Source organism: Vreelandella venusta (genome assembly GCF_044809155.1).
Lineage (GTDB): Bacteria > Pseudomonadota > Gammaproteobacteria > Pseudomonadales > Halomonadaceae > Vreelandella > Vreelandella venusta_B.
This window is the reverse complement of record NZ_CP085241.1, coordinates 3,402,230-3,422,684: the sequence shown is the minus strand read 5'-3', so window position 1 is coordinate 3,422,684 and position 20,455 is coordinate 3,402,230. Positions and strand designations below refer to the sequence as shown.

At 53.6% G+C, this 20,455-nt stretch carries 20 protein-coding genes and 1 tRNA gene; 9 read left to right on the top strand and 12 right to left on the bottom strand.

What is annotated here, in order from left to right:
- The first annotated feature begins 4 nt into the window (after positions 1-4).
- The 6 genes from LG301_RS15820 to ureG all read left to right on the top strand — a co-directional run bounded on the left by LG301_RS15820 (position 5) and on the right by ureG (position 4,443).
- A complete protein-coding gene (locus tag LG301_RS15820) occupies positions 5-307 on the top strand; it encodes an urease subunit gamma (protein WP_018916906.1) in 303 nt (100 codons plus the stop codon).
- Positions 308-345: 38 nt separating this feature from the next.
- Positions 346-666 carry an urease subunit beta gene (locus LG301_RS15815; RefSeq protein WP_404475302.1) on the top strand — a complete coding sequence of 107 codons (321 nt, stop codon included), beginning with the start codon at positions 346-348 and terminating at the stop codon, positions 664-666.
- Positions 663-2,378 carry an urease subunit alpha gene (gene ureC, locus LG301_RS15810; RefSeq protein ID WP_404472107.1) on the top strand — a complete coding sequence of 572 codons (1,716 nt, stop codon included), beginning with the start codon at positions 663-665 and terminating at the stop codon, positions 2,376-2,378. Before LG301_RS15815 ends, ureC begins: the two co-directional genes overlap by 4 nt.
- A gap of 158 nt (positions 2,379-2,536) precedes the next feature.
- Positions 2,537-3,076: an urease accessory protein UreE gene (ureE, locus tag LG301_RS15805; RefSeq protein WP_404472106.1), complete on the top strand. Its 540-nt coding sequence runs from the start codon at positions 2,537-2,539 to the stop codon at positions 3,074-3,076.
- The gene (locus LG301_RS15800) at positions 3,066-3,764 is read left to right on the top strand and encodes an urease accessory protein UreF (RefSeq protein ID WP_404472105.1); all 699 of its coding nucleotides are present in this window, start codon (positions 3,066-3,068) and stop codon (positions 3,762-3,764) included. Before ureE ends, LG301_RS15800 begins: the two co-directional genes overlap by 11 nt.
- 40 nt (positions 3,765-3,804) lie before the next feature.
- Positions 3,805-4,443 carry an urease accessory protein UreG gene (gene ureG, locus LG301_RS15795; protein WP_404472104.1) on the top strand — a complete coding sequence of 213 codons (639 nt, stop codon included), beginning with the start codon at positions 3,805-3,807 and terminating at the stop codon, positions 4,441-4,443.
- 19 nt (positions 4,444-4,462) lie between these two features.
- On the opposite strand, the gene LG301_RS15790 is transcribed toward ureG, so the two are convergent.
- Positions 4,463-5,389: a YihY/virulence factor BrkB family protein gene (locus tag LG301_RS15790; RefSeq protein ID WP_404472103.1), complete on the bottom strand. Its 927-nt coding sequence runs from the start codon at positions 5,387-5,389 to the stop codon at positions 4,463-4,465.
- Positions 5,390-5,781: 392 nt separating this feature from the next.
- Here LG301_RS15790 and LG301_RS15785 point away from each other — a divergent pair, with 392 nt between their 5' ends.
- Positions 5,782-7,542, top strand: coding sequence for a methyl-accepting chemotaxis protein (locus tag LG301_RS15785; protein WP_404472102.1), 1,761 nt, complete (start codon positions 5,782-5,784; stop codon positions 7,540-7,542).
- Positions 7,543-7,673: 131 nt separating this feature from the next.
- On the opposite strand, the gene LG301_RS15780 is transcribed toward LG301_RS15785, so the two are convergent.
- Genes LG301_RS15780 through LG301_RS15770 form a run of 3 tightly spaced genes read right to left on the bottom strand, consistent with a single transcriptional unit; the run spans position 7,674 to position 10,497 of the window.
- On the bottom strand, positions 7,674-8,936 hold the full coding sequence (locus tag LG301_RS15780; RefSeq protein ID WP_404472101.1) for a TRAP transporter large permease: 1,263 nt from the start codon (positions 8,934-8,936) through the stop codon (positions 7,674-7,676).
- Positions 8,933-9,457: a TRAP transporter small permease gene (locus LG301_RS15775; protein WP_404475300.1), complete on the bottom strand. Its 525-nt coding sequence runs from the start codon at positions 9,455-9,457 to the stop codon at positions 8,933-8,935. The genes LG301_RS15780 and LG301_RS15775 overlap by 4 nt, the downstream gene beginning before the upstream one ends.
- On the bottom strand, positions 9,457-10,497 hold the full coding sequence (locus tag LG301_RS15770; RefSeq protein WP_404472100.1) for a TRAP transporter substrate-binding protein: 1,041 nt from the start codon (positions 10,495-10,497) through the stop codon (positions 9,457-9,459). Before LG301_RS15770 ends, LG301_RS15775 begins: the two co-directional genes overlap by 1 nt.
- A gap of 295 nt (positions 10,498-10,792) precedes the next feature.
- Between LG301_RS15770 and LG301_RS15765 the strand changes: the two genes are divergently transcribed.
- Complete coding sequence (locus tag LG301_RS15765; RefSeq protein WP_404472099.1) at positions 10,793-12,184, top strand: FAD-binding oxidoreductase; 1,392 nt, start codon at positions 10,793-10,795, stop codon at positions 12,182-12,184.
- Positions 12,185-12,211: 27 nt separating this feature from the next.
- On the opposite strand, the gene LG301_RS15760 is transcribed toward LG301_RS15765, so the two are convergent.
- Both LG301_RS15760 and LG301_RS15755 read right to left on the bottom strand, forming a co-directional pair.
- Entirely contained in the window at positions 12,212-13,159 is a 948-nt protein-coding gene (locus LG301_RS15760) for a LysR family transcriptional regulator (protein ID WP_404472098.1), read from the bottom strand.
- A gap of 119 nt (positions 13,160-13,278) precedes the next feature.
- Positions 13,279-14,274, bottom strand: a complete 996-nt coding sequence (locus tag LG301_RS15755) for a TRAP transporter substrate-binding protein (protein ID WP_404472097.1) — start codon at positions 14,272-14,274, stop codon at positions 13,279-13,281.
- Positions 14,275-14,414: 140 nt separating this feature from the next.
- Here LG301_RS15755 and LG301_RS15750 point away from each other — a divergent pair.
- Positions 14,415-14,491, top strand: a tRNA-Arg gene (locus tag LG301_RS15750).
- Positions 14,492-14,680: 189 nt separating this feature from the next.
- Here the strand turns inward: LG301_RS15750 and LG301_RS15745 are convergent.
- The 6 genes from LG301_RS15745 to LG301_RS15720 all read right to left on the bottom strand — a co-directional run bounded on the left by LG301_RS15745 (position 14,681) and on the right by LG301_RS15720 (position 20,354).
- A complete protein-coding gene (locus LG301_RS15745) occupies positions 14,681-15,043 on the bottom strand; it encodes a hypothetical protein (RefSeq protein WP_404472096.1) in 363 nt (120 codons plus the stop codon).
- 47 nt (positions 15,044-15,090) lie between these two features.
- Positions 15,091-15,525 carry a hypothetical protein gene (locus LG301_RS15740; RefSeq protein ID WP_404472095.1) on the bottom strand — a complete coding sequence of 145 codons (435 nt, stop codon included), beginning with the start codon at positions 15,523-15,525 and terminating at the stop codon, positions 15,091-15,093.
- A gap of 16 nt (positions 15,526-15,541) precedes the next feature.
- Positions 15,542-15,967, bottom strand: coding sequence for a hypothetical protein (locus tag LG301_RS15735; protein ID WP_404472094.1), 426 nt, complete (start codon positions 15,965-15,967; stop codon positions 15,542-15,544).
- Positions 15,960-17,113 (bottom strand): IS3 family transposase gene (locus tag LG301_RS15730; RefSeq protein WP_404472093.1). Its coding sequence is split into 2 segments (ribosomal slippage): positions 15,960-16,870 and positions 16,870-17,113, totalling 1,155 coding nucleotides; the frame shifts between segments, so codons are not numbered across the junction. The genes LG301_RS15735 and LG301_RS15730 overlap by 8 nt, the downstream gene beginning before the upstream one ends.
- Positions 17,114-18,040: 927 nt before the next feature.
- Positions 18,041-18,346, bottom strand: a complete 306-nt coding sequence (locus tag LG301_RS15725) for a monooxygenase (protein ID WP_404472092.1) — start codon at positions 18,344-18,346, stop codon at positions 18,041-18,043.
- A 358-nt stretch (positions 18,347-18,704) separates the two neighbouring features.
- Entirely contained in the window at positions 18,705-20,354 is a 1,650-nt protein-coding gene (locus tag LG301_RS15720; protein WP_404472091.1) for a methyl-accepting chemotaxis protein, read from the bottom strand.
- Positions 20,355-20,455: the final 101 nt, after the last annotated feature.

Here is a 20,455-nt window from a genome sequence, read left to right as displayed (position 1 = left end):
CCCCATGGAACTGACCCCACGAGACAAAGATAAGCTGCTGCTGTTTTCTGCTGCCCAGCTTGCCGAGCGCCGCAAAGCTCGCGGCCTAAAGCTTAACTATCCCGAAGCCGTGGCGCTGATCAGCTTTGAAATCATCGAAGGCGCCCGTGACGGCAGAAGCGTTGCCGATTTAATGAGCTACGGTCGTGAAATACTCAGCCGTGACGACGTAATGGAAGGCGTGGCGGAAATGGTCGATGAAGTGCAGGTAGAAGCCACTTTTCCGGACGGCACCAAGCTTGTGACCGTTCACACGCCCATCAACTAGTCGTCAGCAACCAGGAGGCTGCCATGATGTCCAGCCCAATGATTCCAGGACAGTACCAGTTAAAAGACAGTGATATTGAGCTATGCGTGGGACGCGAGCGAGTCACGGTGGAAGTGGCCAATACCGGCGACCGCCCCATTCAGATCGGCTCCCACTACCACTTCGCGGAAGCCAACCCCGCGCTGGTATTTGATCGCAGCAAAGCCCGCGGCTTTCGCTTAGACGTAGCTGCGGGCACCGCGATTCGCTTTGAGCCTGGCCAGACCCGTGAGGTCACGCTAATTCCCTTCGTCGGTAAACGCGAAATTTACGGCTTCCGTGGCGATGTGATGGGTGCGCTCGATGGAGATAAACAATGAAACCGGTTAACAAAATCAGTCGGCAAGCCTACGCCGATATGTACGGCCCCACTGTGGGCGACCGCGTGCGCCTGGGCGATACCGAGCTGTGGATCGAAGTTGAAAAAGACGCTACCCACTACGGCGACGAGGTGAAGTTCGGCGGCGGTAAGGTCATTCGCGACGGCATGGGGCAAAGCCAGCGTGTTGATGACACAGTGATGGACACGGTGATTACCAATGCGCTGATTTTAGACTGGTGGGGCATCGTGAAAGCCGATGTTGGGCTGCAAAACGGTCGTATCGCCGCCATTGGCAAGGCAGGCAACCCCGATACCCAGCCCGATGTGGATATAGTGATTGGCCCCGGCACTGAAATCATTGCCGGTGAAGGTAAAATCCTTACCGCAGGCGGCATCGACGCCCATATCCACTTTATTTGCCCCCAGCAGATTGAAGAAGCGCTGATGAGCGGCGTGACCACCATGCTGGGCGGCGGCACTGGCCCCGCAACGGGCTCTAATGCGACGACCTGCACGCCTGGGGCGTGGCACATCGGTAAAATGCTGCAATCGGTGGATGATATGCCGATGAACATCGGCTGGCTGGGCAAAGGCAACGCCAGCTTGCCGGAAGCGTTGGAAGCGCAGCTGGAAGCCGGGGCCATGGGGCTTAAACTCCACGAAGACTGGGGCACCACGCCTGCTTCCATTGATAACTGCCTCAGTGTGGCAGAAAAGTACGATGTGCAGATCGCGATCCACACCGATACGCTCAACGAATCCGGCTTTGTGGAAGACACCCTGGCGGCGTTTAAAGAGCGCGGCATTCACACCTACCACACCGAAGGTGCAGGCGGCGGACACGCGCCGGATATCCTGACCGCCTGCTCAAAAGAGTACGTGCTGCCCTCTTCTACTAATCCGACGCGGCCTTATACGGTTAACACCATCGACGAACACCTGGACATGTTGATGGTCTGCCATCACCTGGACCCTAATATTCCCGAAGACGTGGCCTTTGCCGACTCACGCATTCGCCGTGAAACCATCGCTGCCGAAGATATTCTTCACGACTTGGGCGTGATCTCGATGATTGCCTCCGACTCCCAGGCCATGGGCCGCGTGGGTGAAGTGGTCTGCCGCACCTGGCAAACCGCCCACAAAATGAAGGTGCAGCGCGGCTTACTGCCCGAAGATGAAGCCCTGGGCGCGGATAACCTGCGCGCCAAGCGTTATATCGCCAAATACACTATTAACCCTGCCATTACCCACGGCATTGCCCATGAGGTAGGTTCTATCGAAGTTGGCAAACTGGCGGATTTAGTGCTCTGGAAACCGGCGTTTTTCGGCGTAAAGCCCTCGCTAATCATTAAAGGCGGCATGATTGCGGCAGCGCCCATGGGCGACCCCAATGCGTCGATTCCCACGCCCCAGCCGGTGCACTACCGCTTTATGTTTGGGGCGTTTGGAAAGGCCGCCAGCCAAACCCGGCTACACTTTGTTAGCCAGGCCGCCATTGATGCGGGGGTGAAAGAGCGGCTGGGCCTGCATAGCACCTTGGCAGCCTGTAAAAACGTGCGTGGCGTACGTAAAAAAGATATGAAGCTCAACGACGCCTGCCCAGAGCTCACCGTTGACCCACAAACCTATGAAGTGCGCTGCGATGGCGAACTACTCACCTGCGAGCCCGCCACCGAGCTGCCGCTGGCACAGCGGTATCACTTGTTTTGAATGTAAGACATACCCCACGTGACACGAGAGCCGGGAGCAGCCCGTAGAGAGGGTCTTTTGCCAGGGATGGCAAAAGTAGCGTACAGGGACGTATTCACAGCGCCCTCTCGTAGGGCTGCTCCCGGCGAGCCCCCCAAGGCTATAACAGGACGATATCGATGTTGAAACTGATTGAACGCCTCGGCCCCGTAGACGAGGACACCGCCAGCGATACGCTGACACTGCCCTTTGAGCTACGCATTCGAGGCCGTTTGAAAGCCGAAAGTGACAGCGGCCAGCCGCTGGGGCTGTTTCTGGATCGCGGCCCAGTGCTGCGCGATGGCGAAGGTTTAAAAGCTGAAAGTGGCGAGGTAGTGCGCATACGTGCCGCCATTGAGCCGGTGGTGACTGCACGAGTGAGCACAGGCTTACCCCTGGCGAGGCTTGCTTACCACCTCGGCAATCGCCATGTGCAGCTGGCGCTGGGCGAAGACGAGAAGGGCGGCTGGGTGCGTTTCCCCCCCGACCATGTGCTAGAAGAACTGGCGGAACTGCTGGGGGCTGAGCTTGAGCATCACAACGCCACCTTCGACCCCGAACCGGGCGCTTACAACCAAATAGGTGGCGGGCACTCGCACGGCCACGCTCATTCCCACGACCACGACCACGACCACGACCACGACCACGACCACGCGCATGAGCACCACCATGCCCACTGAGCAGCCATCAGACCTCGCCCTGCTAGGGCTGATGCAGCTGGTCAGTCCGGCACTGCCCATCGGTGCCTTTGCGTTTTCCCAAGGGTTGGAAAGTGCCTTTGAGTTAGGCTGGGTAAGGGATGAGCAAAGCCTTTCTGAGTGGCTTTCTGGCGTACTGGAAGATGGCCTAACCCGCTGTGAACTGCCTCTGATCGCGCGCTTTTACACCGCCTTTGAGCAGCAGGACAGCGTTACCATCGCCCAGTGGGACGAGTGGCTAGCCGCTACCCGAGAAACCGCTGAATTAGCTGCCGAAGACAGCCGTTTAGGTGCTTCACTTAAGCGCCTGCTGGGCAGCCTGAACTTACTACCTAACGAAGACGGGTTAAGTGAGGACTTACTGCCTGCCCAGGCCGGCTACGTGACGCTCTTTAGCTATGCCGCTCACATGCGGGGCGTGCCCCTGCGTCAGGCGCTGTTAGGGTTTGGCTGGGCGTGGCTGGAAAATCAGCTGGCAGTGGCCTGCAAAGCACTTCCCCTAGGCCATACCGCTGCCCAACGGGTGATTGAACAGCTGCGCGGGGAGCTGGTGGCGGCCGTCGATCAAGCACTATTACTCGACGATGACGACCTTGGCCCCGTACTGCCCGGCGTGGCGCTGGCAAGCGCTCTACACGAAACGCAATATTCACGCTTGTTTAGAAGTTAAACGCTTATCTATCTTAAATGCTTATTAGTAGGAGAGAACAATGACGCACTGTTTACGTGTAGGCGTGGGTGGCCCGGTGGGTTCCGGTAAAACCGCACTGCTCAAGCAGCTCTGTTCGGCGCTCCGGGATTACTACGATATCGCCGTCGTGACCAACGACATCTACACCCGCGAAGACGCTGACTTTCTGCTCAAACACGATGCGCTGCCCGCGGACCGCATCCTGGGCGTGGAAACCGGTGGCTGCCCGCATACCGCCATCCGCGAAGACGCCTCGATGAATCTGGCGGCCATTGATGAGCTACACGCCCGCCACCCAAAACTAGAGCTGGTTCTGGTGGAGTCCGGTGGCGATAACCTCTCAGCAACGTTTAGCCCTGAGCTTTCCGATCTTACGCTTTACGTGATTGACGTATCAGCAGGCGATAAGATTCCGCGCAAGGGCGGGCCGGGCATTACCAAGTCAGATCTGCTGATTATCAACAAAATTGACATTGCCGAGCAGGTACACGCCTCTCTTGAAGTGATGGAGCGTGACTCGAAGAAAATGCGCGGTGAGCGCCCCTTTGTGTTTACCAACCTTTACGATGGCGTGGGGCTTGAGGAGATCATCCGCTTTATTCTCGATAAAGGCATGTTAGACGAGCGGCGCCCACAGGCTGAAAAGGCCACTGGCTGAAGCGCGTCAAACGTCGTGCTTACCTTACCTGCGTAATCGGTTGGCGACTGGGGTCGGCATACCAGGGCAGGTCAAGGCGGGTATTTCTTTCCAGCTCAGCAATGACTTGGGCGCCCAGCAGTAAAATGACGGCGCCCACTTCCAGGCTAATCAGCAGGATCACCAGCGTTGCCAGCGAGCCGTAAACCGCGTTAACAAACGACAGGTTAGCGAAGTAGTAGACCAGCAGTAGCCGTACGCCTTCCCACAGCAGTGCCGCAACGAATCCCCCAACCACCGCTCGGCGTAAAGCAATGCGCACGACGGGCAGCACTTTATAGATAGCGCTGAACAATAGGAACACCCCAACAAAACTGGCCAGATTCAGCACGGGGCCTGAAAACCCCGCGAGCGGCAGTTCTCTATCAAAAAACATCAGCACCAATGCATTGAGCGAGCTGGCCAGGGTGACCACTAGCGTCAACGCCATCAGCCCGGCGCCCAGCACCACCATGAAAGCGTAGGGCAGCATCACGGAAACCCAGGCGCTGCGTTTAACATGGGGTGTCTCCGGCGCATGAAAAATGATCGCCAGGGCGTCTTCGAGCATGCGAAACGCAAAGGAGCTAAACAGCAGCAGAATAGGGAAGCTCAAAATGCCAATGACATCACGCGAATCCAGCAGGCTACGTACGGCCTCCAACAGCACCTCGGCGTGAGCAGGCGCCATATGACGCGCCTGTACCGTCAGCACACTGAGAAGGTGTTGTTCATCAACCACTTGAGTGAGGAGCACCACGAGGAGAGCAAACAGCGGCACAATAGAGAGCAGAATGTTATAGCCCACCCCGCCCGCTAGCAGAATGCCATGGTTTTTAAAGAAGTTGCGTATTACGCGCCAGGCAAAACGGGCCAGCCGAGGGAGCAGTAACAAGAGAGTACTGGTGATGACGCGGGTTCGAACCATGGCGTGCTGTTCTCCTTGTACATGTGGCCCTACTGCCATGATACGCCGATGGCAGTAGCAAATAACAAGGAGGGTGAGGAATTACAGCACTAGAAGGCATGGCGAGGGAAGAACAGGGGGAAATAAAAACTGCCCTGAGCGGGCGGTGGCGGTCAGAGCAGTGAGAGAGTGTGGCTAGCGAATTGCTAAAACGGGCCATCCTTGGCCACCACTAAAACACAATGAACCGATAGGTTATTGATAACCTTAACCTATGTTATGAACTGCCTTATTGACGAGATAATTAATTGTTCAATAAGCAAAAAAGTACCGTTAGTGGTTAAAGTTGACACACATTAGGCCGATATTTATAAGCATAATTCTATTAAAATTCTCACTGGATCAATAACGAAATGGCTACTGCTCCCCCCACAACCGTTAGACGCGCCTCCGGGCTGCAAGCAAAAGTGCTTGCGCTGGTTTTGCTACCCTTGTTTTTAGTGACCGTCGCCCTAGTGGTCTTCGATGCGTATAGCCGCACGCAAGACACCCGTAACACCCTTGCTGAGCAGCGTGAACTGCTCATTGACGAGCGCCGCGAGGCGGTACGCGATGTAGTGCAAATGGCCACTTCCACCGTTGCGCCTATTTACGAGCAAGCCGGTGTTAACGACGAGGCAGCAAAGCAGCAGGTAGCAGACTTAGTGCGCGCGATGCGCTTTGACGACAACAACTACATTTTTATTTACGACTATGAGGGTAATAATATCGTCACGGCGCCCGCCCCAGAGCGGGAAGGCACCAATATGATTGATGTGCAAACCCCTGACGGTAAGTACCTTATTCGCGACATTATTCAGTTTGCTCAGGAGGGGGGTGGCTTTTACAGCTACTTATGGGAATACCCCGGCACTCGCGAGATTGAACCAAAGCACTCGTTTGTCGATAACCTTGAAAAGTGGGGTTGGCTAATTGGCGCGGGGGTGTACGTCACCGATGTGGATGACACCGTCGCGGGGCTTGAAGCGGCTGCCCGCACAGATTTACGTCAATCCATTATCTATGCCGCGCTATTAGGAGCCGCTCTGTTCGCGATTGTCGCGCTCCTCTCTTACGGTTTTGTGCGCCGCACGGTTGGGCCGATCAAGCGCACAACCAGCGCTATGCAGGACATTGCCCAAGGTCGGGGTGACCTCACCCAACGCTTAGCGGTAGAGAGCAACGATGAGGTGGGAAGTCTGGCGATTCAATTCAACGCGTTTGTGGCACGCATGCAGGAAACTCTGCTGGATGTGCGTCGTAGCACCATGAGCGTGTACCACTCCGCGGGAGAGATCTCCCACAGCTCTGAGGAGCTTGCTACCCGCACCGAACAGGCGGCGGCCAACTTGCAAGAAACCTCGGCGTCTATGGAAGAGATCACCTCAACGGTCAACCACAGTGCGGATAACGCCCAGCAGGCCAATAAGCTGGTGCAATCCACCTCAGAAGTAGCCCACCAGGGTGAAGAGGCGATGGGCCAAGTTGAGCGCACAATGAGCGATATTAACAACTCAGCCACGCGCATCAGCGAAATCATCACCATGATTGATGCCATTGCCTTCCAGACGAACATTCTGGCGCTTAACGCTTCGGTAGAAGCGGCGCGGGCCGGTGAGCATGGCCGTGGTTTTGCTGTGGTGGCTCAAGAAGTGCGGGTGCTTGCCAGCCGTTCCAGCGATGCCTCTAAAGAAATTCGCGGGCTGATCGACAACTCGGTGCAGCATACCCAAGCCGGTGCTGAGCTAGTACGTAATGCGGGCGCGACGATGCGCGAGATTGTTGAAAGCGTTTCTAAAGTCACCGACGTTATTGGTGAGATTAGCGCCGGTGCCAAAGAGCAAAGCAGCGGTATTGGTCAGATCAACACCGCCGTGGCGGAAATGGATACCATGACCCAGCAGAACGCTGCCATGGTGCAGGAGTCCACCACCGCCGCTGCCGATATGCGCCGCCACGCCGAACACCTGAACGAGTTGATTAACTCCTTCGTGCTAGGCGACGATGAACCCCAGCAGCGCCAAGCACTGCCTGCTAAAGGCACGGCTAGTGCCAATGCTGGCTTAAAGCGCCCAGCGCTCGCTTCCAAGCCAGCGCCCGCTCAGCATGCCGATGATAAGTGGGAAGAGTTCTAAGCGCACTGTTGCCACTTTAAGCACATGCTTAATTCGTGGTTCGTAATACAGTTCGTGGTTCGTAATACAAAAGGGGCTTGCCGATTGGCAAGCCCCTTTTTCTTAGGTGTTTTTTTACTCTTACTTTTTCGCTAATTACCCGACCAACCCAACAAAATCGGCACGTACACCACTAGCAGCAGCACGCCAATTAGCCCCAGCAGGTAGGGAATAATTGCTCGCGTGATGCGCTCTAGCGGCAGCTGGGTGACCGACGAGGCCACGTAGAGGTTAATCGCCACCGGCGGGGTAATCATGCCAATGGAGAGCCCCACTACGATAATCAGCCCAAAGTGGATCGGGTCGATGCCCAGCTGCAGCACCAGCGGCAGCAGTACTGGGGTGAGAATGATCAAGGCGCTGGCAGTTTCGATAAACACCCCGGTCAGCAGAATCACCGCCACCACCAAGAGCATAATCACGTAGGGATTAGTGGAGAGCGACAGCACCGATTGGGCGATGGCGCCGGGCACCTGCCAGCTAGAGAGCGTCCAGCTCAGCACTGCCGACATGGCAATCACCAGCATAATCACCGCCGTGGTCATCGCCGAACGAATCAAGAGTTTATATACCTGGGGCAGGGTTAAATCCCGATATACAAACAGCGATACCAACAGCGCATAGTTCACCGCCACCACCGCCGCTTCAGAAGGCGTGAAAATGCCCGAAAAGATACCGCCCAGAATAATAACCGGCGTCATCAGACCCCAGCTGGCGGCTTTAAACGTACGCCAGATAGTCAGTAGCGAGAGCGGCGTACCTTTGGGGTATTGGCGCTTATACGCTTGCGTGATTGCAATGGCCATGAGACCCAAACCCATGGCCAGCCCGGGTAAAAAGCCGTTTAAAAACAGCTTGGACACCGACTGCTGAGCAATCACCGCGTAGATAATCATCGGCACCGAAGGAGGAATCACCACGCCGATGGTGCCGCTGGCGGCGATTAAGCTGGCCGCTGACGCCGGGTCGTAGCCTTTGCGCTTTAGCTCCGGCACCAAGCTTGAGCCTACTGCGGCAGTTGTCGCCGCGCCGGAGCCAGAGATGGCCGCGAAGAACATGCCCGCCATCACCGACACCACCGAAAGCCCGCCGCGCATAAAGCCTACCAGCGAATCGGCAAAGCTCACCAGCCGCTCGCTGACCCTGCCCTGGGCCATTAAATCTCCCGCCAGAATAAACATCGGAATCGCGACCAGGGCAAAGGAGTTAATGCCTTGAAACATCTGCTGGGTAACCACCATCAGCGGCACGCTCGATTGATGCAGGGCGTACAGCGAGCTAGCCCCAATCGCAAAAGCAATGGGCACGCCCAGCAGCATAAACAGGAAGAACAGCCCAAACAGCACCAGCGTCATAGCGGTTTCTCCTCGGCGGCGGCTGTCGGTTCACCGTTGATCAGCACTTCAAGCATGTCCACCAAGGCGTACCACGCCATGATGGCGGCTGAAATCGGAATCACCGCATACACGTAGGTCATCGAGAGCCGCAATGAAGCGGATTTCTGAAAGCTCTGCACCTGCATATAGCGGTAGCCAATAATGACCAACATCACCATAAACGCCAGCACCACCGCGAGCGCGGCCAAGCGCGCTAACTTGCGTAGTGGCAGAGGAAGTGCATCCACGGCAAACGTTACTGCGATATGTCGCCCACGCTGAAAGGCCAGCGTACCGGCTAAAAACGTAATCCATACCAGCAGAAAGCGTGCGACCTCTTCGGTCCAGCCTACGGCGTTAAAAAAAACGCGCGAAACAATCTGTAGCGTGATTACGCCAATTAAAGCTGCCATGCCCGCAAACACCACGGGCTGGATGATCACATCCAGCCCGCGTTCAATGCGTCGCAGCAGCGTCAAAAGAGGCTGTGCAAACACCATCACTGATTCAGCGCCTCCTGAATGCGCGGTAGGTAGTCGCCAAACTGCTGGCCGTATTTCTCGTACACTGGCGCCACAGCGGCTTGGAAGGCTTCAATATCTGGCGACGCGTTGATTTCCATACCCGCTTCACCAAGGTCGGCCAGCTGTTCGGCTTCCATAATAGCATTCTGCTCCCTGGCATAGGCGGATGCTTGCTGGGCGGCGTCTAGCACAATGGGTTGGAGCGCTTCCTGCAGGCCGTTCCAGGCGGGTAGGCTCATGATAAACGTTGCTGGCGCATAAATATGCCGTGTCATCGTGAGGTAGTCCTGGGTTTCCGCTAGGTTAAACGCATGAATGGCGTTCACCGGGTTCTCCTGACCATCAATGGTGCCTTGCTGTAGGGCGGTCAGTGCTTCTGTCCAGGCCATGGGAACGGCGTTGGCACCCAGCTCGCGGAACGTATCCACGTAAACCTCGTTCTCGATAACGCGCAGCCTCAGGCCTTGCAGGTCCTCAGGTGCGTTAATCGCGCGTTGGCTATTGGTGATATTGCGAAAGCCGCGTTCAGCGTAGGCCAACCCTTTCAGGTTAACGTCCTGTAACTGTCCCAATATTTCCTGGCCGATCTCTCCATCTAGCACAGAGTAGGCGGCTTCGGCGCTGGGAAAGAGAAACGGCAGCTCAAAAACAGAGAACGTATCAACGAAGTTAGCCACTGGCCCGTTGGTAATCACGCCCATATCCACAGTGCCGATCTGCATGCCTTCTAACAGGGTGCGCTCATCGCCCAGGGAGGCGTTCGGGTAAATCTCAATGGTGACTGCGCCATCGGTTTGTTCACTCACAATCTGCTGAAACCGCTCGGCGGCAATATGGTACGTGTCTTCCGTATTCACTACATGGGCTAAGCGCAGCGTGGTGGGGGCTATCTCATCAGCGTGGCCAGTAAAGGGGAAGCTAAGCAAGCCTGCACAAATAATGGGCAGCGTGAATTGTTTCAGTTGGCGAGTTGTTTTAGTCACAGCGTTAACGTTGAAGCGGGCGAGGTTGTTCACATGATCTCCTAAACGTTGGCAGTTCTTATTATAAATAGAGAGGCGTGGTTTTTATCTTCTTGACGTTCATCTATATCACACTCGCACTAAGCGACAAATTACTTATTTTTATTCCATTATTCGCTTTTCTAATCCAAAAAATCTTTATAGATCTTGGGCTTGAGTGATTTGTCGGTTAGCGCTAGCCTGCAAGCGGTGTCTATTGATTACGCACTCTTGGAGAAAGTATTTGATGGTTTTTAAAAAGAACAAATGCTTCGACCAATGGTGTAGTCAGCTAAAACAGGAATAAGAAATGGATAAGTTGCTGAACGACCTTCTGGCAATCGTCGGCCCGGCGGGGGTGTTGGTGGGTGACGATGTCTCGCAGCGAAGCGTAGATTGGTTTACGGGAGCGCCGTGTCGCGCCAAAGCGATTGTAAGGCCGCGCAGCACAGAGCAGCTGAGCCGCGTGATGGCCGCGTGTTATCAAGCTGATCAGCCCGTGGTGACCCACGGTGGCATGACCGGCATTGTGCATGGCGGTGTGGCTAGCCCGGAGGAGCTTGTTGTTTCACTGGAGTTAATGAACCATATCGAAGAGATCGACGCAGTTGGCTCCACGATCGACGTTCAGGCGGGGGTAACCTTGCAGCGTGTGCAGGAAGCAGCGGAAGAGATCGGCATGCAGTTTCCCCTCGACCTGGGGGCAAGAGGTTCCTGCACCATTGGCGGCAACATCGCCACCAATGCCGGAGGCATTCGGGTAATACGCTATGGGATGATGCGCCAGCAGGTGCTCGGGTTAGAGGCGGTGCTAAGCGATGGAACCGTGGTGAGCTCGTTAAATAAAATGCTGAAAAACAATGCGGGCTACGATTTAAAACAGCTGTTTATTGGTAGCGAAGGTACGCTGGGAATCGTGACCCGCGCGGTGCTGCGTTTACAGCCGAACATGCCTAGCGAGCAAACGGCGCTGGTGGCGGTGCCCTCGTTTGATGCCTTAACCCAGCTCTTGACGCTGGCCTCGCGTGAGCTTGCTAACAGCCTCAGCGCCTTTGAGGCTCTGTGGAATAATCACTATACGTTGATGACCACCGAAAGCGGCAAGCATGCGCCCGTGTTAGCGGACGACTCGCCGTTCTACGCGATTATTGAAACCCTGGGGCTTGATGAGGCCCAAGATGCTGAGCACTTCTCCCAAGTACTGCAAAAGGGGCTGGAGGCCGGCTTGATCACCGACGCTGTGTTGGCAAGTTCCCATGCCCAGCGCAACGCGATTTGGGCCATCAGAGAAGATATTGAAGTGCTGGTGCACGCGCTTAAGCCGATGTTTTCCTATGATGTCAGCCTGCCGATTCCCAACATGGCAGCCTATGTGGATGGTTTGGAAAGCAGCCTTAAAGCGCAGTGGCCGGACGCTAGCAAGCTGGTGGTGTTTGGCCACTTAGGGGATGGCAACTTACACATCATGATCACGGTACGCGACGATAGCCCTGAGAGCCGCCACCAGGTTGAGCAGTTGGTCTACTCACCGCTCAAAGCGTTTGGCGGCTCCATTTCTGCAGAGCATGGTATTGGGCTTGAGAAGAAAGACTACCTATCGGTGTCCCGCACTCCTGCAGAAATCGCCTTAATGAAGCGCCTGAAAATCGCATTAGATCCTAAAGGACTGCTAAACCCCGGTAAGGTGGTCACGCTGGAATAAGCCGTCACGATATCTGCGATGCCAACGTTAGGGAGTCGATGCCATCAGCTCCCTAATCAGCGACCTTAACCAGCGTATGCCCGCATCGTGCTCTTTTCGCTCATCCCAGCAGAGGCACACTTTAAAGGGCGCTACATCGAGTGGCAGGGCATAAAACTTCAGCGTGTTATGACGACAAATTACCCTGGCTGCACTTTCTGTTACCACGCAGAGCAACTTAGTGGCCGTCAATATCTCCTGCAGCGGCGTGATATAGGGGGTTTTGGCAACGATTCTTCGCTCTAGCCCCAGCGTTCGCAATTTCTCATTAATTAGCAGGGGGCTGTCTTCCCGATGAGATAACGCGATTTGCGGGGCGTTTAAAAAGGCATCCAGCGTAATGGTGTGACTCTCCCCGTAGACGCTGGCATCGCCCACGCAGCCAATCACATCATCAAACAGATATTCGTGAGATGAGGTAAGCGGCAGGGTTTCCAGCTGCACCATGGCAAGGTCGATGTCATGGGTTTGTATCGCGTGTTGCGCCTCTTCTGCACTGGCAATGCGTGTCGAGAGCATGTTGAAGCATACGTCAGGGGCGTGGGTTAAGCAGTGCTGGATCAGCTTAGGCTGCAGCTGCTGGCTGACATAGTCCACCAAGCTCACGCGAAACTCGCGATGCGAGGTGGCGGGTGAAAAATCGCTGTTGTTATAAACCGCTTGATCAAAATAGAACAGCCCTTTTGCCACGGCGGCATTCATTTGCCTCGCTAAAGGCGTTGGCTGCATGCCGTCCACCGTCTTGATGAAGAGTGGGTCGTCCATCATAAAGCGGAGCTTTTTCAGCGAATGGCTAACGGCAGGCTGGCTCAGGCAGAGTGTTTCTGCGGTCAGCGTTAAGCTTCGTTTCCAATAAAGCGTGTGAAACACCAATAATAAATTGAGATTTATCTTATTCAGTCTCGTTGCCAACTTTATAGGGGAAGTTTCGTTCATTGCGTTTATCTCTTGTTGGCAAAGGGCTGTTTGCGCCTCGTGCTCACGTTACGCAAACAGCCGGCGGTTATTTTATTAACATCCCATCATGTGGTGGGTTGTGTTAGTAAAAAGACCGCTTACTTTAGCGCCTCCTGAATACGCGACAGGTAGTCACCAAACTGCTCGCCGTACTGCTCATATACCGGCGCGACGGCGGCTTGGAAGGCTTCCATATCCGGAGAATCGTTAATTTCCATGCCCGCGTCGCGCAGGGCTTGTAACTGCTCGGCTTCCATTTCTGCGTTCACCTGGCGCTCATGCTCGGCGGCTTCCTGGGCGGCTGCTAGCAGCACCTCCTGCGCGTGCTCTGGCAGTTGGCTCCAGGCGGGCATGCCCATCACAAAAATTGCCGGGGCGTAAGTATGGCGGGAAAGGGTCATGTAGTTCTGAGTCTCATCCAGTTTGAACGAGTGGATAACGTTCACTGGGTTTTCCTGTCCATCGATAGTTCCCTGCTGCATGGCGGTGAGCGCTTCGGTCCACGCCATGGGAATCGCGTTAGCGCCCAGCTCGCGGAAGGTATCGGTGTACACCGGGTTTTCCATCACGCGAATGCGCAAGCCGTCGAGGTCTTCCGGCGTATTAATCGCCCGCTCGCTGTTGGTCAGGTTGCGGAACCCGCGTTCGGCGTAGGCCAGGCCTTTCAGATTCACGTCCGCCAGCTTATCCAAAAGTTCCTGGCCAATGGGGCCATCCAGCACTCCATAGGCGGCTTCCGGGGAGGGGAACAGGAACGGCAGCTCAAACACCGCCATCTCTTCGACAAAGTTAGCCACCGGCCCGTTGGTAATCACGCCCATATCCACGGTGCCGATCTGCATGCCTTCCAGCAGGGTGCGCTCGTCTCCCAATGAGGCGTTGGGATAGATCTCGATATCGACTTTGCCATCGGTGCGCGCTTCCACCAGTTCTTCAAATTTAGTGGCCGCAATATGGAAGCCATCCTGTTCATTAACCACGTGGGCCAAGCGCAGGGTGACGGGATCCATATCGGCAAACTCGTTCGCGTTCGCGGCGCTCACCAGCGCCAGTGAAATGCCCAGTGCCAGCGTATTACGTGCAAATGTTTTCATTATAAGAGTTTCCTGGTTTCACTAAGAGGGACGTGCACTTAAAGCATGCACCAGGCAGGCGAAAACGGTCAATCGACGCAGCTGAACGCCGCTTCGTCGCTGGACACAGCGTGCCCACACGGGTAAGATGCGCACCCAAAGCGCCCGTAGCTCAGTTGGATAGAGTGTCGGCCTCCGAAGCCGAAGGTCGTAGGTTCAATTCCTACCGGGCGCGCCAAACATATCAAGGGCTTACGTTAACGCGTAAGCCCTTTTGTTTTGTGTGTGACCATCCTGTGACCAAATCGTGGCCACAGTTTTAAAACTACCTTCTTATCTGGCTTGCTTCTCGATAACCATTGGTCGCTACGGGGCACACACTTGGTCACGCTATTTTTGGGCGATACCCATTTACTTTGACAACAAATTAGTCATACCGATGTTCAAACTCGACCACACTTCCATCGGCGCGTATCAATTGACGTGCATAGACCTCGCGTGGGCCAAAGCCATCATCTACAAACCCCGTCACCTGAATGGTTTCGCCTACCTGAGCAGGCACCCAGTTAGGTCCTACATAAATATTAATACTGCCGGTGTCGTCTGACAGGTGGAACTCACCTGTGTCAGAAATACGCTCTATGGTGCCTGACAATGTCACCATACTGCCTTTTTCTGCTTCACTTATCGGTGTTATTGTAAACGCGCGTTGTATTTGGCACTCCCTAGCGTCGTATTTGGCACGTAAATAAAAGGCAGCGCATCCACGCTTTTGCAGAATGTATGGCACCGCCAAGTTATTGTAGTGCTAGGTAGTGGCTACCAGAGATATTGCTTTTAGAAAGTGATACGCGGAGCTGGATTTAGTCGAGCAATGTAATTACACGCTGGGCAGACATAATAGCCTTTTCCTTCGTCCATAATAGTGAATTTCCCCGAATCCTTGCATAGGTGGCAAATGGCGTGTGGCGGGTTACCATCGCTTATGAACTCGTCCTTTAGCTTCATAACAAAGTGGCCCTGGGCGGTTTTCTCCATTTGATATTTTTCAAAGCGCTCCTCCTTGGTGAGCTTCTGCTTCAAATCCCTATTTTCATCAAGAAGTCGATAGTGCTCTGATAGGAGATCAAGGAGATCAGATTGCGCTGTTGTTAGCTTGCCCATGATGTCACTCATCGCTGCATTGAGCTGAGCACGGTCATTCACGTCTTTAGCATTACGTGCTAAATCAAGCGCTCCCTTAACTGCTGTTACTGCTGCTCCGATCTCCATACTTTCCCCTTATTGGTTAAAACAAACCCGCTGGCTCGGCCTCTACATCCCAGCTGAAGATCAGCACCTCTTTGGCGTCTGAGCCTTTGCCGCCGCCGACGGTGTAGCGGATGTCGGTGGTTTCAATGTGGTATTCCGCGAAGATCCGGCGGATGTCTGGGTGGTCGTTGAGGCTGATGATGGCCTTGCCCTTGAGCTTGACTAGCATGCTCGCCATTTCCTCGTACTGTTCTATGCCAAAGGGTACCCCATATCCTTCTATCTGCCAGTAGGGTGGGTCCATATAAAAGAGGGTGTGTGAGCGGTCATAGCGCTCAATGCAATCCTGCCAGCTTAGGTGCTCTATAAAGGTGCTTGATAAGCGCAAGTGCGCCGCTGATAGCGTCTCCTCTAAGCGCAGTAGGTTCAAGCCTGGTTGAATCGCCCCGGATATTCTAGACACCCGTTAGGCTCTTAAAGTAACGCCCTTCATACTCAACCGGTGACAAGTTATCACTTGTGCCGTGTCGGCGCTTTGGGTTGTAGAACATTTCAATGTAATTGAACACGTCGCGTCTAGCCGCTTCGCGTGTCGAATAAATTTGTCGCTTGATTCGCTCTCGCTTGAGGAGTTGAAAGAAGCTTTCAGCAACGGCGTTGTCATGACAGTTACCTCGTCGGCTCATGCTGCCCACTAGGTGATTAGCTTTCAGAAAGCCTTGCCAGTCTCCACTGCTAAACTGGCTTCCTTGATCCGAATGTACCATCACAGTTCCTTGCGGCTTGCGTCGCCAAACTGCCGACAATAAAGCATCCAGCACTAACTCCGTGGTCATACGTGACTTCATCGACCAGCCAACCACTTGACGAGAAAACAGGTCGATAACCACCGCTAAATAAAGCCAGCCTTCGTACGTTCGGATGTACGTAATATCCGTCACCCAAGCAATATTTGGCGCTGTTACTTCAAACTGACGGTCTAAATGGTTAGGTGATACGATGGCCGGTTTTCCACCGCCATAGCAGCCAGGGCGTCGTCGATAGCCGGTCTGAGAGCGTAAACCTTCCCTCCGCATCAGGCGGGCCACTCGGTGCTTACCGCAGGCTTCGCCAGCCTCACGCAAATCCTGATAGACCTTGCGATAGCCATATACACCGCCGCTTTCAAGCCACGCATGCTTGATCAATCCCAAGAGACGCTGATCACCCCGGTCTCGATTAGACAGTGCTTTTTTGCACCATGCGTAGTAGCCGCTAGGGTGCACGGCCATCATGCGGCACAAGCGACGTACCGGATATTGCCCCGCATGCTTTTGAATAAACGCGTACCTCAGTCGGACTCCCTGGCGAAGTACGCGGTGGCCTTTTTTAATATATCTCGCTCTTCTGACACGCGTTTTAGTTCAGCCTTCAAACGACGATTTTCAGCTTGGAGATCATCATCTTCTTGCCGTTGTTCTACCGGCTTATCGTAGCGCTTGATCCAGTGGTACAAGCTGTGGCCTGACACGCCTAAACGCTCAGCGACCTCGGCAACTCGATGGCCACGCTCTACCACCTGCTTAACGGCTTCGATTTTGAATTCTTCAGTATAACGGGGACGGCTCATGGATCCTCCTAGATACCTTTAGTATAAGGCCTGGAGGTGTCTATGAAACCTGGGGCGATTCACTGCACAAACGCTGGGTTTGGCGCAGGTACTCTCTCCTTTCAAATTAGTTTGAGAGATCATAAGGTCGTCTTCAGCGTCAGCATACTCGACATGGGAAATAGGCAAGTCAGTACGCATGGCAGCCCCTTGGGTATCTGATGAGCTAGGAATGTATCGATTGGCTAAAAACTAAGTTGTTACTGATTGTATCGGCTTTGATGCGATTTTCATGAGGATAAGTTATAAATATATAATAAATATTAGCTTGCTTTAAGGTAGGATGAGGTAATAAACAAATAATATCAGTAGCTTATGGGCGGTCTAGGGTTGGCGGCAATGGTTGCTTGCGACTTCATTCTTGCCTTGCCAACTGAGCAGCAAGCCCAGGGTGGTGTTTCTGAGACTAGCTATCGGCCGAGTATGAAAAGCGTTATTTTAAGGCGCCTAGAACATCTCGGAAGGTGCAGATAGGTTCAATTTCGCTAATTTAAATTCTAAAAGGCTTAACGGTTATGAAAAAACTCATACGTGACCGGCGTATCTGGCTTATTTTACTTTTGAGTACGTTAGGTTTCTTGACTATCACAAGTATGGTCAGTAATGGCCGAGCGGAATTTCCTCATGCTATGGCTGCCTTAACCGTGTTAATTCCATTAACAGGTTTTAGTCTTTTGCTTCGTTCTCCTTGGCCGACACTGGGCGCTCTTTTCTTAATCATGGTTATTAATGTGACATTGAATTAGCCTTTGTTATTATTCGTTGAATACGACTGTCGATATCTGTGTAATTCCGTTCTTAACGACCATCTTGTAGTTTTAAAAAGCTGCGCAACGTCAGCCATCACACACACGATTCTTCAGTAATATAGTGATGGCCTTGATCTGCTTAGTGAAGTGGGGCGTTGTTGATGCTCGATAGTGCTTGGTTAACAGTGAATATTTGTGCTTCGATCCCAGTGACTCCCATGTCTTTTAAGCGAGCAACATGTTTTTCACAATATGCAACGGCATTTTCGCGAGTTTGGAACAGATAAACGCCTCCTGCTTGGTTACTTTCTTCATCTTCAGTCCAAATTTTCCAAACTAGCCCCGGCTCTTCGTTGATAGAGTGCGCAAGGGTTGCCATCATTTTTTCCATTTCATCCCCGAACGGCCCATTAAAAGGAAAATGAACCTGCAACAATGTTTGCATGTTAACTCCATGTTTCAAAAAAAGATGGTTTAGTGCGGAGAAGGCATCGACAACGCATAAGATTGTAAACAGTGGCGTCAATGAACGGTAGGAGAGAATTGACGAGCCATGATGGTATTTCCGCCATAATGGACTATTAGGCCATGTCAACGTCGGCCATCACCACCGGCGGCAAAGATCGAGGCTTTGCTAAAGGCGTGACGAGATCTGTGGCTGAAATTTCATGCCCCTTTGAAATCGCCAAGTCGGCATGCATGATTCATAACAACAAACTTGATGTGTTTTTGCACCTCCCTGGTGCTGTTTGCGCACCAGGGAGGTGCATTAATGCTTCATGAGGGTCGCGTTTCTGGAGCTGCTAATGAAAAGGAGCAGAAGCTGTTTGGTTCCTTTCCTGTGATGTGCGTGCCCTGGGGAGGAGTATTTCATCATCTAAGTCAAACATAGAGATGGCATCGCCTAGCTGGCTTGAGCGGCCTAACAGCCTGCTCCCCGTTTCAGCGGTTTGTTTCACAAGCTGGGTATTTTGCTGTGTCACATTGTCCATTTCCGAGACGGCAGTACCCACTTCTTGTACGGCGCGCGACTGCTCCAGGCCTGCCTGGGTTATTTCGCTCACTAATTGGGTAACGCGATTGATGGCTTCAATGGCGGCGCGTGTTTTATCGCTTGCTTTGCTAGTCAGGGCGACGCTTTTTTCTACTTGCCGCAAATTCTCTGTAATTAAGTGGCTGATCTGTTTGGAGGCATCAGCACTACGCGTAGCCAAGCTGCGTACTTCTTGAGCGACGACAGCAAAGCCTTTGCCTTGCTCGCCTGCACGGGCAGCCTCTACAGAGGCATTGAGCGCTAAGATATTTGTTTGAAACGCGATGCTATCAATGAGTGACACAATATTAACGACTTCTTCTGAGCGGCTGTTCAAGGTTTGCATGGATGTCGCTACTTCGCGCACTACACTGCCACCTTCGCCTGCAAGCGTTGCTGCATCGCGCGCTTGGTGGTCCACTTCGCTGGTTCTATCAGCATTGTGAGCCACCGTGGAGCCGAGCTGCTCCATGGCCGATGCAGTTTCGGTCAGCATGGCCGCCTGCTGATCAACCCTGCTTAACAACTCATCGCAATTACGCGATATTTTCTCGCTATCACCTTCTACTTCATAGGAGGCTTGCCGCACTTGGTTGACGGTTTTTGAAAGCTTAGCGTTCATTTCGTCGAGTGCCTGCATAATGCTGTTATCTGGATACTGTTGGCTTTCAGAGCGGAAGTTGCCAGCACCAATCACATCGACGCGCCGACGTACGTCACTAGGGTCAGCGCCCAGCGTGCGTTTTAACCAGCGTCCGGGCAAGGCGGCAATAACCAAGCTAATAAGAATGGCCACACCTACCAAGCCCAGCATGCTCGCCTGAAAACTGCCGGTCATTTCACGCGCTCTAGTGGTCTCTGCCACATTCATTGATTCCTGGAGATCAATGAAAACATTGATGTCGGCCAGCCACTGGCTAAACCCAGGGGCCGCATCTTCGAAGAGTACAAGGCGTGCAGCAGCCAGTTGATTGTTAGTACGAAACGCGATGACTTGCTCAACTGCGGCAAGTGTTGTCTCAGCTGTTTGCTGTATTTGAGCATAAGCATCACGCTCCTCGGATGTAATAGAGTCTGTTGCTTCAGAAAATATGCGTTCCATCGCAACTTCAGCCGCATCGTAATCGCTTGCAAGCTCCTCCATCAGCGTTAGTTGGGCTGCCACATCACTGTTTGTTGTGAGCATGACGGCGTCACGCAATGCGATCGCGCGGTCGTGAACGCTACCGCGAAAGTCAATCGCATGGCGCTGCTTCACACTGTTGATATCGTTTATCTGCGTAAGAGAGGTATCGATCTGATTAACACGCTGAATGCCGATAACACTACTGGCGATCATGAGGCTAATAATCGTAGCAAAGCCTAACCAGAGCCAATGTTGAAAGCGCATAGAAGGACGAGCAGTCAGTGGGAAAGGCATGGCAACTCCTGTGAAAGCAGGGCGAGCAATGTAGCGTCTCGCACACATTGTGTTTTAAACGCTGCAATATCAGTGCCATTTACTGCGTTAACTGCTCTTTC

Excerpts from the sequence above, each read along its gene's own strand:
- LG301_RS15785 (WP_404472102.1), top strand. The coding sequence starts at position 5,782 with ATGGCTACTGCTCCCCCCACAACCGTTAGACGCGCCTCCGGGCTGCAA.
- LG301_RS15725 (WP_404472092.1), bottom strand. The coding sequence starts at position 18,346 with ATGCAAACATTGTTGCAGGTTCATTTTCCTTTTAATGGGCCGTTCGGG.
- LG301_RS15815 (WP_404475302.1), top strand. The coding sequence starts at position 346 with ATGATTCCAGGACAGTACCAGTTAAAAGACAGTGATATTGAGCTATGC.
- ureE (WP_404472106.1), top strand. The coding sequence starts at position 2,537 with ATGTTGAAACTGATTGAACGCCTCGGCCCCGTAGACGAGGACACCGCC.
- LG301_RS15800 (WP_404472105.1), top strand. The coding sequence starts at position 3,066 with ATGCCCACTGAGCAGCCATCAGACCTCGCCCTGCTAGGGCTGATGCAG.
- LG301_RS15780 (WP_404472101.1), bottom strand. The coding sequence starts at position 8,936 with ATGACGCTGGTGCTGTTTGGGCTGTTCTTCCTGTTTATGCTGCTGGGC.
- LG301_RS15720 (WP_404472091.1), bottom strand. The coding sequence starts at position 20,354 with ATGCCTTTCCCACTGACTGCTCGTCCTTCTATGCGCTTTCAACATTGG.
- LG301_RS15740 (WP_404472095.1), bottom strand. The coding sequence starts at position 15,525 with ATGGAGATCGGAGCAGCAGTAACAGCAGTTAAGGGAGCGCTTGATTTA.
- LG301_RS15820 (WP_018916906.1), top strand. The coding sequence starts at position 5 with ATGGAACTGACCCCACGAGACAAAGATAAGCTGCTGCTGTTTTCTGCT.
- LG301_RS15755 (WP_404472097.1), bottom strand. The coding sequence starts at position 14,274 with ATGAAAACATTTGCACGTAATACGCTGGCACTGGGCATTTCACTGGCG.
- LG301_RS15775 (WP_404475300.1), bottom strand. The coding sequence starts at position 9,457 with ATGGTGTTTGCACAGCCTCTTTTGACGCTGCTGCGACGCATTGAACGC.
- ureG (WP_404472104.1), top strand. The coding sequence starts at position 3,805 with ATGACGCACTGTTTACGTGTAGGCGTGGGTGGCCCGGTGGGTTCCGGT.
- LG301_RS15760 (WP_404472098.1), bottom strand. The coding sequence starts at position 13,159 with ATGAACGAAACTTCCCCTATAAAGTTGGCAACGAGACTGAATAAGATA.
- LG301_RS15790 (WP_404472103.1), bottom strand. The coding sequence starts at position 5,389 with ATGGTTCGAACCCGCGTCATCACCAGTACTCTCTTGTTACTGCTCCCT.
- ureC (WP_404472107.1), top strand. The coding sequence starts at position 663 with ATGAAACCGGTTAACAAAATCAGTCGGCAAGCCTACGCCGATATGTAC.
- LG301_RS15765 (WP_404472099.1), top strand. The coding sequence starts at position 10,793 with ATGGATAAGTTGCTGAACGACCTTCTGGCAATCGTCGGCCCGGCGGGG.